Annotated in this window: 19 protein-coding genes; 1 reads left to right on the top strand and 18 read right to left on the bottom strand. The window is 58.8% G+C overall.

All coding sequences use genetic code 11. The annotated features are described in order from the left end of the window. Positions 1 to 111: 111 nt before the first annotated feature. Positions 112 to 657, bottom strand: coding sequence for a hypothetical protein (locus WAO69_RS09820; RefSeq protein ID WP_422178521.1), 546 nt, complete (start codon positions 655 to 657; stop codon positions 112 to 114). A 198-nt stretch (positions 658 to 855) separates the two neighbouring features. Between WAO69_RS09820 and WAO69_RS09815 the strand changes: the two genes are divergently transcribed. Next, positions 856 to 1,215, top strand: a complete 360-nt coding sequence (locus WAO69_RS09815; protein ID WP_422178527.1) for a PaaI family thioesterase — start codon at positions 856 to 858, stop codon at positions 1,213 to 1,215. Positions 1,216 to 1,224: 9 nt separating this feature from the next. Here the strand turns inward: WAO69_RS09815 and folD are convergent, their stop codons facing one another. The 17 genes from folD to ruvC form a co-directional block, all read right to left on the bottom strand. Beyond that, the gene (gene folD, locus WAO69_RS09810; RefSeq protein WP_422178519.1) at positions 1,225 to 2,118 is read right to left on the bottom strand and encodes a bifunctional methylenetetrahydrofolate dehydrogenase/methenyltetrahydrofolate cyclohydrolase FolD; all 894 of its coding nucleotides are present in this window, start codon (positions 2,116 to 2,118) and stop codon (positions 1,225 to 1,227) included. 76 nt (positions 2,119 to 2,194) lie between these two features. Further along, positions 2,195 to 3,871 carry a formate--tetrahydrofolate ligase gene (locus tag WAO69_RS09805; RefSeq protein WP_422178517.1) on the bottom strand — a complete coding sequence of 559 codons (1,677 nt, stop codon included), beginning with the start codon at positions 3,869 to 3,871 and terminating at the stop codon, positions 2,195 to 2,197. A 163-nt stretch (positions 3,872 to 4,034) separates the two neighbouring features. Continuing rightward, complete coding sequence (locus tag WAO69_RS09800) at positions 4,035 to 4,751, bottom strand: Crp/Fnr family transcriptional regulator (protein WP_422178515.1); 717 nt, start codon at positions 4,749 to 4,751, stop codon at positions 4,035 to 4,037. A gap of 83 nt (positions 4,752 to 4,834) precedes the next feature. Further along, positions 4,835 to 5,410, bottom strand: coding sequence for an MOSC domain-containing protein (locus WAO69_RS09795; protein ID WP_422178513.1), 576 nt, complete (start codon positions 5,408 to 5,410; stop codon positions 4,835 to 4,837). 126 nt (positions 5,411 to 5,536) lie between these two features. Continuing rightward, on the bottom strand, positions 5,537 to 7,456 hold the full coding sequence (gene ftsH, locus WAO69_RS09790; RefSeq protein WP_422178511.1) for an ATP-dependent zinc metalloprotease FtsH: 1,920 nt from the start codon (positions 7,454 to 7,456) through the stop codon (positions 5,537 to 5,539). A gap of 77 nt (positions 7,457 to 7,533) precedes the next feature. Next, positions 7,534 to 8,712, bottom strand: a complete 1,179-nt coding sequence (tilS, locus tag WAO69_RS09785) for a tRNA lysidine(34) synthetase TilS (RefSeq protein WP_422178509.1) — start codon at positions 8,710 to 8,712, stop codon at positions 7,534 to 7,536. 77 nt (positions 8,713 to 8,789) lie between these two features. Continuing rightward, complete coding sequence (ybgF, locus tag WAO69_RS09780) at positions 8,790 to 9,620, bottom strand: tol-pal system protein YbgF (protein WP_422178507.1); 831 nt, start codon at positions 9,618 to 9,620, stop codon at positions 8,790 to 8,792. A gap of 4 nt (positions 9,621 to 9,624) precedes the next feature. Next, the gene (gene pal / locus WAO69_RS09775; RefSeq protein WP_422178505.1) at positions 9,625 to 10,134 is read right to left on the bottom strand and encodes a peptidoglycan-associated lipoprotein Pal; all 510 of its coding nucleotides are present in this window, start codon (positions 10,132 to 10,134) and stop codon (positions 9,625 to 9,627) included. A gap of 85 nt (positions 10,135 to 10,219) precedes the next feature. Further along, on the bottom strand, positions 10,220 to 11,536 hold the full coding sequence (tolB, locus tag WAO69_RS09770; RefSeq protein ID WP_422178525.1) for a Tol-Pal system beta propeller repeat protein TolB: 1,317 nt from the start codon (positions 11,534 to 11,536) through the stop codon (positions 10,220 to 10,222). Positions 11,537 to 11,547: 11 nt separating this feature from the next. Next, positions 11,548 to 12,636 carry an energy transducer TonB gene (locus WAO69_RS09765; RefSeq protein ID WP_422178503.1) on the bottom strand — a complete coding sequence of 363 codons (1,089 nt, stop codon included), beginning with the start codon at positions 12,634 to 12,636 and terminating at the stop codon, positions 11,548 to 11,550. Between the two features lie 7 nt (positions 12,637 to 12,643). After that, positions 12,644 to 13,117, bottom strand: coding sequence for a protein TolR (tolR, locus tag WAO69_RS09760; protein WP_422178501.1), 474 nt, complete (start codon positions 13,115 to 13,117; stop codon positions 12,644 to 12,646). 3 nt (positions 13,118 to 13,120) lie between these two features. Beyond that, positions 13,121 to 13,816: a protein TolQ gene (gene tolQ / locus WAO69_RS09755; protein ID WP_422178499.1), complete on the bottom strand. Its 696-nt coding sequence runs from the start codon at positions 13,814 to 13,816 to the stop codon at positions 13,121 to 13,123. An 87-nt stretch (positions 13,817 to 13,903) separates the two neighbouring features. Continuing rightward, entirely contained in the window at positions 13,904 to 14,311 is a 408-nt protein-coding gene (locus tag WAO69_RS09750; RefSeq protein WP_422178497.1) for a YbgC/FadM family acyl-CoA thioesterase, read from the bottom strand. Positions 14,312 to 14,398: 87 nt separating this feature from the next. Continuing rightward, the gene (locus WAO69_RS09745; RefSeq protein ID WP_422178495.1) at positions 14,399 to 15,028 is read right to left on the bottom strand and encodes a hypothetical protein; all 630 of its coding nucleotides are present in this window, start codon (positions 15,026 to 15,028) and stop codon (positions 14,399 to 14,401) included. Between the two features lie 35 nt (positions 15,029 to 15,063). Further along, a complete protein-coding gene (ruvB, locus tag WAO69_RS09740) occupies positions 15,064 to 16,083 on the bottom strand; it encodes a Holliday junction branch migration DNA helicase RuvB (protein WP_422178493.1) in 1,020 nt (339 codons plus the stop codon). A gap of 4 nt (positions 16,084 to 16,087) precedes the next feature. Further along, positions 16,088 to 16,759 carry a Holliday junction branch migration protein RuvA gene (gene ruvA / locus WAO69_RS09735; RefSeq protein ID WP_422178491.1) on the bottom strand — a complete coding sequence of 224 codons (672 nt, stop codon included), beginning with the start codon at positions 16,757 to 16,759 and terminating at the stop codon, positions 16,088 to 16,090. Then, positions 16,756 to 17,259 carry a crossover junction endodeoxyribonuclease RuvC gene (ruvC, locus tag WAO69_RS09730; RefSeq protein WP_422178489.1) on the bottom strand — a complete coding sequence of 168 codons (504 nt, stop codon included), beginning with the start codon at positions 17,257 to 17,259 and terminating at the stop codon, positions 16,756 to 16,758. Before ruvC ends, ruvA begins: the two co-directional genes overlap by 4 nt. Positions 17,260 to 17,319 lie beyond the last annotated feature (60 nt).

Below are 17,319 nucleotides of genomic sequence, written 5' to 3'. Positions count from 1 at the left end.
GTGGCGGAAGATCTCCGGGCCAAACCGTCTGCCCGAGGTCATTCAGGGGGTTGAGTTCAAGGACGGGATCAAGCAACTTCAAAACGCCGCCTGATGAAGGCCGTCACCAACTTATGGGCATATCTCTACAAAATGACCCTCGGATGAAATGCGCAGAATTTGCGTCTGCACTCTATCCGGCAAACGTCGCATCAACCGGGGGATGGTATCATCTTGAGTGTCCGGCAGATAATTCTGCTCTTCCAGACCGGGGATAAGGCGCCGGGATGTCATCAGCGCAAAGGAGACGGCGCTGACGTATATCGCCATATCGACAAATCTGGGGCCTTCATCAGGGAGGTCAGGGACAACAAGCCAATGCGTGATCCAAAGGTTTACGGGCGTCAGGAAGAGTGCAAGTAGTAGGGTCGTTAACAGATCCGTGAGTATCGGGTGTTTCCCAGTAGTCAGAGTTTCCGAGAAAAATGACGCCTGATACCCCATCAGCGCAGATATCACGACGATCAGCCCCCAATAGCGCAACCGCTCGTCAAAGGGAATCAGTTCGAATGTTCCAAACGGCCCCGCCACGCCCAGAACGACAATAAGCAACGCCCACAAAGCGAAGTTGAACGGTTTAAGCGCCGCTATAAAGGCGACTTTCATACAGTCGATCATGTCTAATTCAGTGAGCCAACAAAAAACAATGTCTCAGATTCACGTATAGAGAAGAGTAGTACAATCAACAATCACTCTGTCCTCAAAAAAAGAAAATTTTACCAAGATTTGAACAACTTGCCCGTAACAGGAGATTGACTTTTGATAGATACAACAATTCACGCAAAGGTACATGACAGCTTTGCGCGACAAAATCTGATGCGGACATTCGGCGCTGAACTTTTGCAGGTTGATGCGGGACATGTTTCCATCAGTGCCCCAATCCTCGATGGATCACAGCAGCAACATGGTTTTGCCCATGCCGGGCTTACATTTGCCTTGGGCGACAGCGCGGCAGGTTATGCCGCTCTCAGCATGATGCCGGTCGATGCCGAAGTTCTGACGGCCGAAATCAAGATCAACCTGCTGGCACCTGGCCAGGGTGACAGGCTGATTGCGCGCGGACGGGTCATCAAACCCGGTCGACGGCTGTTTGTTGTCGCAGCCGATGTCTATGCCATCAAAGAGGGTCAGGAAACCATGATCGCCACGCTGATGGGCACCATGGTTCCCATCTGATAAAAGCTGTTACGCGGTCAGTCCCTGAGGTTCCTCCAGACCATTGGCGCGACAACAGGCGGTAACCGTATTGGCCAATAGACAGGCAATTGTCATCGGCCCAACACCTCCTGGAACCGGAGTAATGGCCCCTGCGACCGCGGCGCAGCTTTCAAAATCAACATCTCCCACCAGACGGGTGCCGCCTTCCGGTTTATCGATCCGGTTGATACCCACATCAATGACCGTAGCACCCGGCTTGATCCAATCCCCGGGCACCATCTGAGGGCGGCCTACTGCGGCCACGACAATATCAGCGCGGCGCACCACATCGGCAAGATCCCTGGTGCGCGAATGCGCAATCGTCACAGTGCAGCTGTCGTTCAACAATAGCTGCGCCATGGGTTTGCCCACGATATTTGAACGCCCGATCACCACCGCGTCCATGCCCGACAAGCTCCCATGATAGTCGCGCAGCATCATCAGACAGCCCAAAGGCGTGCACGGGACCATGGATTTCTGTCCGGTTCCCAGCAGGCCGACATTCGAAATATGGAAACCGTCGACATCCTTGGAGGGATGGATCGCGTTTATCACCAGATCTTCGTTCAGATGCTTTGGCAGAGGCAATTGCACCAGAATACCGTGAATGCTGTCATCGTTGTTCAACTGGTCAATCAACCGCAGAAGATCGGCTTCTGATGTCTCCGCGTCCAACTTGTGCTCGACAGATTTCATACCAACCTCAAGGGTCTGCTTGCCCTTGGAGCGAACATAGACCTGGCTGGCGGGATCCTCACCAACCAGCACCACGGCAAGGCCCGGTGTGATCCCATGGTCGGATTTCAGTCGCGCAACGTGCTCTGCCACGCTTGCGCGGACAGTGGCCGCAAAGGCTTTTCCATCAATCAGCTGTGCTGTCATTGTCGGTCCTTTTGTTGCCGGGCTGGCAGATCTGCGCGGCTGCGAAACCTGCCAGACCAAGCGGTCTCCTGATGGCTTAGAACAGGCCTTCGATTTCACCATCCGCATTCAGATGGATGATTTCGGCAGCCGGCACGCGGGGCAGACCCGGCATGGTCATGATCTCACCGCAAACAACAACCACGAAGCCTGCGCCAGCGCTCAGGCGAACTTCACGCACGGGCACCGAATGCCCCGTAGGCGCGCCACGAAGGTTCGGATCGGTCGAGAAGGAGTACTGAGTCTTGGCCATGCAGACCGGAAGGTGCCCATAGCCCTGCTCTTCCCAGAGCTTTAGCTGATCGCGGATCTTCTGGTCCATCAGCGCCTCGTCGGCGCGATAGATGCGCTTGGCGATGGTCTGGATCTTCTCGGCCAGAGGCATGTCGTCGGGATAGATCGGTGAGAAATTCGCCACATCGGCATCCGCCAGTTCGGCAACCTTGGTCGCCAGTTCCGCAGATCCTTCGGACCCCAGTTCCCAGTGACGGCTCACCACGGCTTGGGCACTATGTTCGGCCACATAGTCCTTGATCGCCTGCACTTCGGCATCCGTATCGGTGACAAAATGGTTGATGGCGACAACAACGGGGACGCCGAATGACTTGAGGTTTTCAATGTGACGACCCAGGTTCGGACAGCCCTTCTTGACCGCCTCGACGTTCTCGGCACCAAGGTCGGCCTTGGCCACCCCGCCATTCATCTTCATTGCGCGCACAGTCGCCACGCAGACAACAACAGACGGTGCGAGCCCAGCCTTGCGACACTTGATGTTCATGAATTTCTCAGCGCCAAGGTCGGCTCCAAAGCCGGCTTCGGTCACAACATAGTCGGCCAGTTTCAAAGCCGTATTCGTTGCAATGACCGAATTGCAGCCATGGGCGATGTTGGCGAAGGGACCGCCGTGCACAAAGGCAGGGTTGTTTTCCAGCGTTTGCACCAGATTGGGTTGCATCGCGTCTTTCAGCAGAACCGTCATCGCCCCATCTGCCTTGATGTCACGCGCAAAGACCGGCGAGCGGTCACGGCGATAGGCCACGATCATGTCACCCAGTCGGGTTTGCAGATCGGCAAGGTCCTTTGCCAGACACAAGATCGCCATGACTTCGGAAGCGACTGTAATGTCAAACCCCGTCTCACGCGGGAAGCCGTTGGACACGCCACCAAGGCTGGACGTTATCTGACGCAGCGCGCGGTCATTCATGTCGACAACACGGCGCCACACCACACGGCGCGTATCAATATCAAGCTCATTGCCCCAATAGATATGGTTGTCGATCATGGCCGACAGCAGCGAATGCGCCGAGGTGATAGCATGAAAGTCACCGGTGAAATGAAGGTTCATGTCTTCCATCGGAACGATCTGTGCATAGCCACCACCAGCGGCACCGCCCTTCATTCCAAAGTTGGGACCCAGCGATGCTTCGCGGATACAGATCATGGCCTTTTTGCCGATACGGTTCAGGCCATCGCCCAGACCCACCGTGGTGGTCGTCTTGCCTTCGCCTGCGGGCGTCGGGTTGATTGCCGTGACAAGGATCAGCTTGCCAGTCGGGCGATCCTGCACAGAATTGATAAAGCTTTGCGACACCTTGGCCTTGTCATGGCCATAGGGCAGCAGGTCAGTCACGGGAATGCCCAGCGTCTCGCCGATCTCCTGAATTGGCTTCTTTTGTGCTTCGCGTGCGATTTCGATGTCGGATTTATACGCCATTTGCCCGGTCCTGACTGATCTGTCCCTGTGGAAGACGCGAATACGCCTCCCTTGATAGACTACGGCATACCGTTTGGTGCGGGGGCTGATGGGAGTGTTTCCGACATAATCGCGACGTGAAACGGCGCAGGCCACTTACCTCGTGTCGGATCGGAAACAGCCGCTACTCACCCGGGGCCGCCGCGCCTCTGACACGCAAGGCTTCGGAATAGGCGCGATTGGTCTCGATCAGCTTGGCTTGGGTATTGCCGAAAAACGCATAATGCACATGCTGCGTGATATCGGGCCAGCACCGGATCACCTTCTCCAACGCATCCGACGTGATCGTGAAATACCGGCTCCGCTCTGCCACGCGCACGGTCGCCGATGCCGGCCCTTTTTGCAGGCACGCCATCTCGCCAATGAAATGATCGGCACCCACGCGCGCAATCTCCTGATCGTCCACCTCAACGCGCGCCGAGCCAGACGCGATGAAATAAAGATTCCTCACCGGCTGTCCCTGCAAGGTCATGTAGTCACCGGGCTGCCCGTCACACCACTTGCCCGCGTTCAGAAACCGCCGCGCATCTACCCGGTCAATCGCGGGAAACTTGCTGGAGACAAACAGGTCTTCTTCCGCATTGAAGCGCAAGGCGCGTTTCAGGATCCATAGCCGCGTCAAGCCGACGATGGAAATCACGATCCAGCTGATCTGAATGATCGCCGACCACAGGTTCCAATCTGCCATAAGCGACAGCAGCACGAAACTCGCCGCAAGGAAATTCATCACCGCGTAGGTGTAACTGCCGCCCCGAAGAAACCCGGCCTGCAATGCCGCGTAGGAACCAAGATACAACGCGACCCCGACAAAACCGGCCGCTTCAAAGACAACAGGAGGCAACAATTCTCACCAGGCAAAAAGATCATACTGCGCCACATCAAGCACGAGGCTTCGCTGATAAGCAATGACTCGTTGTGCCGGTGTCACGGCTCCCAGCCGCGTTGGGACGGTACGAACAGGATCATCTGCTCTCCCACTGCTAACGCACCGGGCCGCTCGACCCAGGCCGTGACACCGCGCCGGTGCTTTGCAGCCGTCTTGAAGGGCTTGCCATGACCGGGTGCGTTTTCTTCGATTTCCCGACCGGGAAAGACACAAGGCAGGTTTTCCATATCTATGGTCAGCGTAAGTCCAGACGGTGCCACCAGCCGAGACGAGGGCGGCACATGGGTGAAATCGGGAATACCCGACAGCACAATGGACGCCCCCAGCAAGCCCGGGTCCAGCTTGTCCAGCTGGATGTCACGTGCGATCCCGTCCAGCTCTTCCTGACTGAGAATGGTCAGCTGTCGCACATTGCGCACTTTCGTCCCTTTTGGATAAAGCATCGTCATGCGCGAGCAGGACGGGCGTGTCTCGCCTGAGTGCTTTTCGCCTGTGACGCCGTGAAACCCCATGTCGACGCGATCCAAGGCAGTCGATTGCAAGCCGGCGTCTTCGGGCACATAGCCCAGCCAAACGACCTGTCCCCGGTATCCGCCCTCAATCATCGTCGGCATTGCGCCCTCCATTCTCTGACCCCGTCAAAGCGCCCGAGCCGCGCGAAATTGTCAACGGGGCAACTGCGCAAAGAAAAACCGGGCACCCGCAAAGGTGCCCGGTTCTGATGTTGCAAAGCTTTGCTATCAGATCGACGGTTCCGGCTCCATCCCACCATCCGGCGGGGTTTTCTTGGCCTTCTTCGTCTTGGGAATAGCCGTCACGCTGGGCGCGCTGCCTTCGTCCGAGCCAGGCGCATCATCATCGCTTGCATGGGGCGGGTCGCCCCGGATCACCCGCTTGATTTCTTCGCCCGTGAGCGTCTCATACTCCAGCAGTCCCTGTGCCAGACGTTCCCATTCATCATGGCGTTCGATCAGGATGGCCTTTGCGCGCTCATAGGCGTCCTGAATAAAGGTCCTGACTTCGTCCTCGATCAACTCCTTCGTATGAGCCGAGACCGAAAAGCCCGCTGTGTTCCCCTGATACCCTTCATGCGCTTCGGCATAGTCGATGTTGCCGACTTTGTCCGACATCCCCCAGCGCAGCACCATGGCGCGCGCCAGAGCCGAGGCTTGTTGAATATCACCAGCCGGCCCGTTCGAGACATTGTCCTCGCCGTATTTGAGGATCTCAGCAGCCTTGCCGGCCATGGTCATGGCCAGCTTTTGCTGACACTCCTGCTTTTGCCAGTTCAACCGGTCGATTTCGGGCAAGGACACAACCATACCCAACGCACCACCGCGCGGGATGATCGTTGCCTTGTAGACCGGATCACACTCCGGCAGGGCAAGGCCCACAACCGCATGGCCTGCTTCATGATAGGCCGTCTTTTCCTTTTGATCCGCCGTCAGAACCATCGAGCGCCGTTCGGCCCCCATCATGACCTTGTCCTTGGCGTTCTCGAAATCTTCCATCGTCACAAAACGACGACCCACGCGCGCAGCCATCAGCGCTGCCTCGTTCACAAGGTTCGCCAGATCGGCACCAGAAAAGCCGGGCGTTCCGCGCGCAATGATGCGCAAATCCACATCGGGACCCAGAGGCGTCTTGCGTGCGTGCACACCAAGGATCTTTTCGCGACCCTTGATATCGGGATTGCCCACCGTCACCTGGCGGTCAAAGCGGCCCGGACGCAGCAAGGCCGGGTCCAGAACATCTTTACGGTTGGTTGCCGCGATGATGATCACACCTTCATTCGCTTCGAACCCGTCCATTTCGACCAGCAACTGGTTGAGCGTTTGTTCGCGTTCGTCGTTACCGCCGCCATAACCGGCACCGCGATGGCGACCGACCGCGTCGATCTCGTCGATGAACACGATACAGGGCGCGTTCTTCTTGGCCTGTTCGAACATGTCGCGCACCCGGGATGCACCCACACCAACGAACATCTCGACAAAATCGGAACCCGAGATTGTGAAGAACGGCACACCCGCTTCACCGGCAATGGCGCGCGCAAGCAGGGTCTTACCTGTACCCGGAGGGCCAACAAGAAGCGCACCTTTGGGGATCTTGCCGCCAAGACGCGAGAATTTCTGCGGATTGCGCAGGAATTCCACGATCTCTTCCAGCTCTTCCTTGGCTTCATCAATGCCCGCCACATCGTCAAATGTCACGCGACCATGCTTTTCGGTCAGCATCTTGGCCTTGGACTTGCCAAATCCCATCGCGCCACCGCCGCCACGTCCTTGCATGCGGTTCATGAAATAGACCCACACGCCAATCAGCAGCAGGAACGGCAACAAAGAAATCAGGAAAGACTGAAAACCGGATTGTTGCTGTTGTTCCGCGCGAACGGGAACATTGTTGTTGATCAGAAGGGTCGTGATTTCAGCGTCTTCCGGCTTGATCGTGACATAGTCCTGACCATCCGAGCCACGGAAGCGAACCTGCTCACCATCCAATGTCACTTGCCCGACATTGCCGGCCTCAACCGAGGACACAAATTCAGAATAGCTGATTTCGCGGCTTTGCATCGTGGTGTTCGGGCCGCTGAACAGGTTGAAAAGCGCCAGGATCAACAGAAACAGGACGACCCAGAAGGCTATATTGCGTGCATTTCCCAAGGAAATCTCTCCTAAGAATTCGGGCAGGACTGATCTCTGGCCCGTTCAGGTATAAGATAGAGAGGATGTGGCGAGGTTCAATGCGATAAAATGCATGCAAAGAACTCTTCTGCGCCAGCGATCAATTCGATGCGCACAGAACTGTCCAATCCAGCCTGTGGCGCGGCCACAACCTGATCGCCACGCCAGACCGACGGAGAGCACATGAGCGCGGCGTAAGGTCTGCCGGTTTGCTTCCAGTCGCCACATTGAACAATACCTGCGCGGCCCAGCGCCCGAAGTCGCAGATCGGTCTGAGAGGCGTCGTGATCGGCGATGCGCCAACGCCTGTCCCAGATGTTATCCGCGTCGGCTTCAAGCCTGCGCACCGCGTTGAACTCACGACAGATCCAGATCAGACCGGAATGAGACAGAACGATGCAGCCATGTAACGTGGTGGTCTTGCAGGCCCGGATCGAGGCCAGCGCCTCCATGACCGCCTCTCGGCGCGGTTGATAAGGGCCGCCGCCGATCCATGACAGGGCCTGCACCAGAAGCCTGCGGGCAATCTCTTCGGGCAAGGTGCGAAAACGGCGCAGATCAATCAGGACGTCCCCGAAATCCAACTGAACCGCTTCACGGGCAGCGACAAAGGTATACCAATCAAGCGCTTCGCGGCTGCGGGCCATGTTGCGCGCAACTTCCGCCAATGCGTCGACCGTCAGTCCCAGTTCGGCCAGCATCCCCGAGGCCGCGCGCATCCTGACGCGCTCAAAGCGAGGATCATCATTGCTTGGATCCTCGATCCAGCCTTGGCCATGCTTGCTCAGGTAGGCGCGCAGATCCGCCCGCGAAACATCCAGCAGAGGCCGCACCAGAGTGATGCCCTGAACCATGCGGCGACGCGGGATGCCCGCCAGCCCGTCAACACCCGAGGCGCGCGCAAGGCGCATCAATACCGTCTCGGCCTGATCATCGGCAGTGTGTCCAAGAGCAAGAACCGCGATCTCATTCTCTTTGGCCCAACGCGTCATCAGGTCATACCGGGCCTGACGGGCGTGGGCTTGCAGATTACCCTGCCGGTCCCACCCCTCCCATGACAAAATGGTATGCGGGATGTTCAATTCCTGCGCCATCTGCGCCACCTGACGCGCCTCGGCCAGAGAACCGTCGCGCAGACCGTGATCGACAGTCACCGCATGCAGCATGTTGCGCTGAGCAGAGAACACTTGTGAAAGCGCGTGTAAAAGAGCGACCGAATCGCTGCCTCCCGACACCGCGACGCCAAGCCTGGCGGGCGGGTTCGCGCGAAATTCCTTTCGAATTACTTCAAGGATATTGTCATCTACGGGTCTCAACTACACCCCAGAGCCACCATTTCGTCCTGAGCCTTGCCGACAGCGCCAGACGTTGGATAGCGCGCTGCGACCTCGCCAAGGGTAACACAGGCTTCGCGGATCTTGCCAAGGTTTCTCAAAGCGGTGCCCAATTCAAGCACGGCATCGGGCGCAACCGGGCCGTCAGGTGACGCGGTATAGCTTTCAAGGAACGCGCGGGCCGCTTCGCGGGTATCCCCCAAAGCCTTGAGCGACTGCCCCCGCCGCAACGAGGCTTCGGCGGCAAGCGGACTGCCCGGATAGGCCTGATTGAAGCCTTCAAGCAAAACCACAGCCTCGTCAAAGTTGCCCGCCTCCATTGCCGCTTGGGCCGCCCTGAAATCGGCCTCTTCGCCTACGGCGAGTTCCGTCGGTGCAGTCACGACAGACGTCTGTGACGAAGAGGTCTGAGATGAAGACACACCCGTATCGCCGCCAAGGGTCGTCGTCTCGCCCAAGGCGCTGACGTCACCGCCTTCAAGCTCGACAAGACGAAACTCGAGATCTCCGATCCGATTGGTTCCATCCTGAACCACACGGTCCACCCGGAAACTCAGTTCTTCTGTCCGCGCGGTCAGTCTCTGAAGTTCCGCCTCGATCGAGTTCATGCGATCAAGAACAGTGCCCCCGGTAACCGCCACGTCAGGTCCGCCTGTGGTCGAGAGTTCGCGCTTGAGGCGCTGAATCTCGACAAACAGCACGTTGAGTTCCTGGCGGATATCGGCAAGCGTCTGCTGATCCTGCGCTGCTGCGCGGATCGGCGAAAGCGCGACCAAGGCGCAAATCGCAACAACGGCCCAGGTTTTCATCGCCCTACCCCGTGAGTCCGCTGGTCAGAACCGTTACGCTCCGACGGTTCTTGGAATAACAGGCTTCATCCGAGCAAATCTCGACCGGGCGTTCCTTGCCATAGCTCACGGTGCTCAGCCTCGACCCGGGAATGCCCCGCTGTACCAGATACTCGCGAACGGCCGTTGCGCGACGCGCGCCCAGTGCGATGTTGTACTCCCGTGTGCCCTGCTCATCGGCATGACCCTCGATCGTGGCGGAGTAATCGGTGTTGGCCAGCAACCAGTTTGCCTGAGCTTGCAGGATCAATTGTGCCTCAGAACTCAGCGTGGACTGATCCACTGCGAAAAAGATCCGGTCGCCGACAACCTGCTGGAAATGCGCCGGAGATGTAGGATCTTGGGGCGAACCGGCAACTGCGGAACCGGCTCCGTTCAGATCCACGGCATTTGTGTCATTCCAGTCGGTTGCATTGCTGCAAGCCCCCAGCACCAGAACGGCGCTGATCATTGCTGCTTTGGTAAGGTTTATCATACCCTTTGCCTCTTTACTTTGGGCTTTATCGCCCTGTTTTTAGCATGATTGCCATAATTTGTGAACGTTCCCCTCGCCAATGCGCTTAATTCTGCAAAGGCGACCAGGCAGGATCCGAAGCGCCCTCTGGCGTCCGTACCGGCCTCAGATTGCGTCCGGTAATATCCACCGAATAAAGTGAAACTGATCCCTGTTCGCCCCGAGTTTCACGCGCGAACATGATGACCCGGCCATTCGGGGCCCATGTCGGGCCTTCGTCCAGGAATGACGCGGTCAACAAACGCTCTTCGCTGCCATCGACACGCATCACGCCGATGTGGAACCGGCCCTTGTTTTGCTTGGTAAAGGCGATGAGATCTCCGCGCGGAGACCAGACCGGCGTGCCATATCGGCCCTGCCCAAAGCTGATGCGCTGCGCCTCGCCACCATTTGCCGGCATGACATAAAGCTGCTGGGTACCGGACCTGTCGCTTTCAAACACGATCCTGTTGCCATCGGGTGAAAAGCTGGGGGCCGTTTCGATCGACGGCGCGCTGGTGAGGCGCTGAGATTGACCACTGCGCAGATCCAGCTTGAAAATATCCGAGTTACCGCCCTGGGTCAGTGAATACACAACCGTGTTTCCATCCGGCGCAAAGCGCGGGGCGAAACTCATGGTGCCCTCCTGCTGTTCCAGCACGCGGCGCTGCACCGAGCCGACATCCAGCACATAGATGCGCGGGGCACCGGTTTCATAAGACGTGTAAAGCACACGGTCGCCAGTGGGTGAAAAGCGAGGAGCAAGCACGATGGAGCTCGCATCGGTCAGATACTGCACATTGGCACCGTCGTAATCCATGATTGCCAGACGCTTGCGCCGGTCATTTTTCGGCCCGCTTTCCGAAACGAACACCACGCGGCTGTCAAAGTAACCACCTTCGCCCGTGATCCGGCTATAGACGGCATCCGCCACCTTATGCGCCATGCGCCGCCACCCTTCGGGCGGGCCGGCAAATTGCAACCCGCTGCCAAGCTCGGCGTTGGAAAAGACGTCATAAACCCGAAAGCGCACAACCAGTTGCCCACCTTGCAATGACACGCCACCGGTGATCAGTGCCTGCGCGTTGATCGCCTTCCAGTCTGCGTATTGCACTGGCGCGCTGAAATCGCTGATCTGGCTGATGAAGGCATTTGACGAAATCTCGCGGAACAGCCCCGTTCCCGTCAGATCGGCAGCGATCACGCGCGCGATGTCACGTCCGTATTGCGCCGCTTGCGCATTGTCGGCAACAAAATCGGGAGCCGCAAAAGGCAATGGCTCGATCACACCTTCGGTGATCTCGATCCGAAGGGGTCCTGTTTGCGCTTGCGCGCTCACCACAGAGATGAGCGGCAAGATCAGCAAAACCAGAAGAATGCGCATGATTTGAGCCATTATCTGATCCTCATGTTTTCGGGATTGAATGTCATCTCAATTTCCCGCCATTGATCGTATTTTTCGGCTGGCAGTTGAAAACCGCGCGCGCCGCAACGAATGATTGCACGCCGCGCAGCCTCAAAGGCTTGCCGGGCGGCAGCTTCAGTCCCGCCCGAAAAGGACAGCATGTCGATGGACCCCGAAACGGGACGCCCGTCTTCCTCGACGGCAACGCGGACAACGACGGTGGTCTGCAATGCGGCCGTCGAGAGCGAGCCGACGTTCCAGCAGCTTGACACAGCCACCCGCAAGGAATCCTTTTCGCCCGCCGAAAGCGGCGGACCGCTGGGCGCGCGCTGCACCTGCGATTGCGCGGCATCCGCAAGCGCCGCCGCAACAGCATCATCAACCGCATCAGCCGTCGCCTGAGGCGCAGGGGGCGGCACCTCTGCCGCAACGCGGGTCGGACGTGTTGCCGGGCGGATCGAGCGCGTCGGCGCGCCGGCCGGCACTTCGGCCTCCGTGACGATTTCGGTCGCTGCCTCTTCTGGCGCTGTCGCTTCCTGAGGCTCTTGCGGAGACTCTGTCTCGCCCTCCTCCGGTGTCACCGCCTCGCGCTCGATCTCATCGGGGGCCGCTTCAGGATCGGGTGCCGCGACGGCTTCGGGTGCCACACGCTCGACCGGGCGGGGTTGTGGCCTCTCATCAATCGGCACGGCAACCGCCACATCTGAACCCGGTGGTGTCAATTCAGGACTTGTATCCGTCACCTCGGCGGGCGGAACAACCACGGGGGCCTCGACCGGCGTTTCGTCAGGCGGAGTTGCTTCTGCGGCTTCGGGCGGAGTACGCTCGGTTTCCGGATCCGGCGTGGGCACGAGTTCCGGCTCCTGAACAGGTGTATCAGGCGGCGTGATCGCGGCAGGTTCGCCACCAACACCGGGTGGTTGTTGCGCCGCCAGGATCGCGTCAAACTCGGCCGAGGAGATCACAGCCACTTCCTGCACCTCAAAGGGCAAGGGTTCCGGATTGAATACGCCACCAAAAAAAGCCCATCCAATCAGAGCCAGATGGCCTGCGCCCGAGATATAGGTGCCGGTCTGCACGCTGGCATCACCCGTCTGTCTCGGTCAGCGTCGGACCGCCAACATCTGTCACAAGGCTGATGCTGGCAAAACCACCGGCATTCAGCGCACCCATGATCTGCATCACGGTTTCATAACTCACCGCTCCGTCGGCCCGCAGGAACACGCGATCGGACTCGCGTTCAGCCGCAATCGCACGCAGCCGCGACACAAGCTGTTCGCGCGCAACATCCGTCGTTTGTATCTGAACGTCGCCTGACGCGGTGATCGTGATTGTGAGAGGTTCTTCCTGATCTGCGCTCAACGCCGTGGCCGCGGTCTTGGGAAGTTCAACCGGCACGCCCACGGTCAGCAAGGGCGCGGCGACCATGAAAATGATCAAAAGCACCATCATCACGTCCACAAAGGGCGTGACGTTGATTTCAGCCATTGGCCTGGCCCGTGAGCGGCGTCTTCGCCGGCCACCTCCGCCACTGTCACGTTGTGCTACTCCGGCACCCATCGCTCAGGAATCCAACTGGCGCGAGAGGATGGTTGCGAATTCATCCGCGAATGCCTCATAGCCAGCGACGATGCCGTCACTGTCCGAAGACAACTTGTTGTAAAATATCACAGCCGGGATCGCCGCCAGAAGGCCCAGACCCGTTGCCAGCAACGCCTCGGCAATACCGGGGGCGACAACGGCAAGGCTGGTGTTTTGCTGTTCGGCAATCTCGATAAAGGCATTCATGATGCCCCAGACGGTGCCGAACAAACCGATGAACGGTGTCGTCGAGCCCACGGTCGCCAAGACCGTCAGCCCCTTTTGCAACTCTTCGGTCTCTTTGGCGATCGCAACATCCATGCTGCGGTCAATGCGCGCCTGCGCACCGGCAATCAGCCCACCGTCATCCCGGTGAGAGCGCCGCCATTCCGTCATGCCTGCGGCGAAAATCCGTTCCGCGCGTCCATCCGGCTGCGGGCCTATTTGCTCATACAGCGCATCAAGCGGTTCGCCCGACCAGAACTGGCGATCGAACACGCCTGCTTCACTGCGCGCAGCCCGATACAGAATGAGCTTTTGAATAATGATGGCCCAGGCCCAGAACGAGGCCAGGATCAGAACCAACATCGTGAGTTTAACTGTTAGTGTGGCGCGTGCAAAAAGGCCCCACATAGAGAAATCAATCTCCTGCGCCTGCGCCAGAATCTCTGCTTCCATCTACCTGCTCATTTATAACGGCCATTCTTGGGGCCTTATTTGATCACACCTTAGCCGAGATTTAAGGGGAAAGCCAAGAAATCCGGATCATTCACCAGGCTTTGATCGCATCAATGCGCGAATCTCTGCCGGCAGGCGTGTCGGACGGCCCTCGGTCGTCATGCAAACCGCTGTTACAAGGGCGCGAAAGATCACCTCTTCGCCCCGTTTGACCGTCTGATCGAACATCCAGCGTACGGGACTTTGAGCATAATGTTGGGTGAGGATGGTCAGCCGGTCTCCCAGACGGGCCGATCCGATGTAATCGGCCTCGACCCGCGTTACGGCAAAGACGATCCCGTCCGCACGCATGGCGTTCTGGTCAACTCCCATCTCTTCGACGATTTCCGAGCGCGCGCGTTCGATGAACCGCAGATAATTCGCGTAATACACAATCGCGGCCATGTCGGTGTCTTCGTAATAGACGGTCACGGGAAAGATGTGCGTCTGGCTCATGAGATGATCCTTGGTTGAAGCCGGACCATATGGGCGGGACCCGGCCAGATCAAGGCGATGCACCCCAGCTCAAAGGCAGGCTCGCTCCTACTGGCGCGGGGCCGCCGCGATCCGCGCCGCCAGTCTCAGGGCGTAAGACGCATCCCGCGCCGCATGCGGAAGCACCGGATCATATGCCGCGCGGATCAGGTCGGCGATTTCGGGGCGCAGTACGGTTGTGTCACCGGCAACCGCCAGCGGAGAATGCGACCGGAACGCCATGTCCGACCACAGCAACATGGTTTGCACCACTTGCGACAATGCCAGAGTTTCGGCCGGAACCGCCTCGAGATGCCTGTCCATGCGCAAAAACACGAAAGCCGCCTTGATCGCGCCGGTCTCGTCAAAGCGAAACACCCGATACTGATTTGCGTCCGCCTGCTCGAGGCGCGCAACCAAGGGTTCAAGATCAGGGACAAGCCGGTCGAGGTTGGGAACCTGGGGCAGTTCGGACCACTCGCGGAAAAAGAACATCATGAAGTTCGCGCCCAGTTCCGGATCCGTCTCGGCCATGTGGTGACCAGACAGAACACACAAGGCCTCAAGCGCGCCTTTCACAACCTCAAGGGTCTGCTCTTGGACACCGAAGATCACAGGTGCAATCGGTCTGCCCCAGCGCGCGAACAGAAACTGCCCGTCGTCGCGCGTGAAAAGCTTTTCTATCTCGTCAACCTGCATCGTCTTGTCTTTACAGCTCGTTTCCGTTGCAACGCCTAGCCGAACAGGTCGTTCTGCCCTTTGGGCGCGGGCAGCCCCAGATGATCCCACGCCTTTTGCGCCAGCATCCGGCCACGCGGTGTCCTTTGGATCAGACCCTGTTGCAACAAATATGGCTCGATGACCTCTTCCACGGCGTCGCGCGCTTCGCTGAGAGCCGCTGACAGGGTTTCAACACCAACAGGTCCACCCGCATAGTTTTCCGCCACCAGACGCAAGTACCGCCGATCCGCACTATCGAGGCCCAAATGATCCACACCAAGCCGGGTCAGCGCACGATCTGCAAGCGCCTGCGAAATCGTCCCGTCGCCTTCGACCACCGCGAAATCCACAACCCGGCGCAACAACCGTCCGGCGATCCGGGGAGTGCCCCGCGCGCGTCGGGCAATCTCAAGCGCACCGGCATCATCGGCAGGCGCGCCAAGTTTGCGCGCGTTGCGCGTCACGATTTCGTGCAGCTCATCAATCTCGTAAAACTGCAATCGCACAGGGATGCCGAACCGGTCGCGCAAAGGCGTGGTCAAAAGCCCCATCCTTGTGGTCGCTCCAACCAGAGTGAACGGCTGAAGCTCGATGCGCACTGTCCGTGCCGCCGGGCCTTCGCCGATCACCAGATCGAGCTCAAAGTCTTCCAGTGCAGGATAAAGCACCTCTTCGACGGCAGGATTGAGCCGATGAATCTCGTCAATGAAAAGCACATCATGCGCTTCGAGGTTGGTCAGAATTGCCGCCAGATCGCCCGCCTTCGCCAGAACGGGGCCTGATGTCATGCGAAAATTGACGCCCAGTTCGCGCGCCATGATCTGTGCAAGTGTCGTTTTCCCAAGGCCGGGCGGGCCGTGAAACAGGGTGTGATCCATCGCCTCGCCACGCTGACGGGCGGATTGGATGAAGACACGCAGATTGGCACGCGCCTCGGCCTGACCAATGAAGTCGCCCAGCATCTGAGGGCGCAAGGCGCGATCATTGTCTTCCGGCAACGGCTCGGGGCGCAGTGTGGGATCAGCCTCTGTCATCCCGCTACGCTTTCGGTGCCAGCAGCTTAAGCGCGGCACGGATTAGCACAGGCGCATCAGCTTCGGGGTTCGCTCCGCCCGCTTCGGCCACGGCCGAAGCTGCTTCGGATGGACCATAGCCCAGGTTGGACAGCGCAGACAGCGCATCGGCCTGCGCCGCCGCGAGCCCCGGAACTGGTGCCGAGCGGTGTGGGGCGGGGTTTGCTTCACTGGGCTCCAAGACATCATCCAGTCCGCCCGATGATTGTGCGATCGTGGCACCCATGGCCATCACGGACGGCGCTTTGTCCTTGAGGTCCAACACCACGCGCTGTGCGATCTTTGGTCCGATGCCCTTGGCCGCGCGCACCGCATTCCAGTCACCCAAAGCAATCGCGCGCCCGATGCCATCTGGCCCCAAAGCGCCCAGAATTGCCAGAGAGGCCTTTGCACCTACACCCTGCACACTGACCAGCAACCGGTGCCATTCCTTTTCCATCAGGCTTGGAAATCCGAAAAGCTGCATCAGATCTTCGCGCACGACCATGTCGATATACAGCGACACCGCTTCGCCCGGTCCGGGAAGGCCCGCCATGGTCCGCTCCGAAACATAGACGATATAGCCTACGCCGCGCACGTCGATCAGCACGTGGTCCGTGGTGCGGTACTCCAACCGTCCTGTGAGCCGGCCAATCATGTTCCCACCCCGACGGCCCGCGTCATCGCCTGCGCGCTTTGCAAATGGAACGCGTGGCAAATGGCAATAGCCAGCGCATCGGCCGCGTCCGGAGTTTCAGGATTACAGCCCGGCAATTGCATCCGCACCATGTGATCGACCTGCACCTTGTCGGCATGGCCCACGCCAACGACGGTTTTCTTGATCTTGTTGGGCGCATATTCACCGACAGTCAGACCGAATTGTGCCGGCACCAACATCGCAATACCCCGCGCCTGCCCCAGCTTGAGGGTTCCCGCCCCGTCCTTGTTCACAAAGGTCTGTTCGACCGCGACGGCCTCGGGCTTATGCGTGGTCAGAACCTCGGTCAACTGCTGATGGAGAGCCAGCAATCGCGAGGCCAGATCCCCCGGAACCGTGCGGCACACGCCGTTGGCGACATGGCTCAAACGCGATCCGCGCGATTCGATGATGCCCCATCCCAAGTTCCTGAGGCCGGGATCAATTCCCAAGACGCGCATGTTCGACCCTGCTCAGCCTGATTGTTGCTTTTTTACGCCAGTAGCACGAAACGCGAACAC

This window comes from Aestuariivita sp. (genome assembly GCF_049276915.1).
GTDB lineage: Bacteria > Pseudomonadota > Alphaproteobacteria > Rhodobacterales > Rhodobacteraceae > Aestuariivita.
This window is presented reverse-complemented; position numbering and strand designations above follow the sequence as displayed.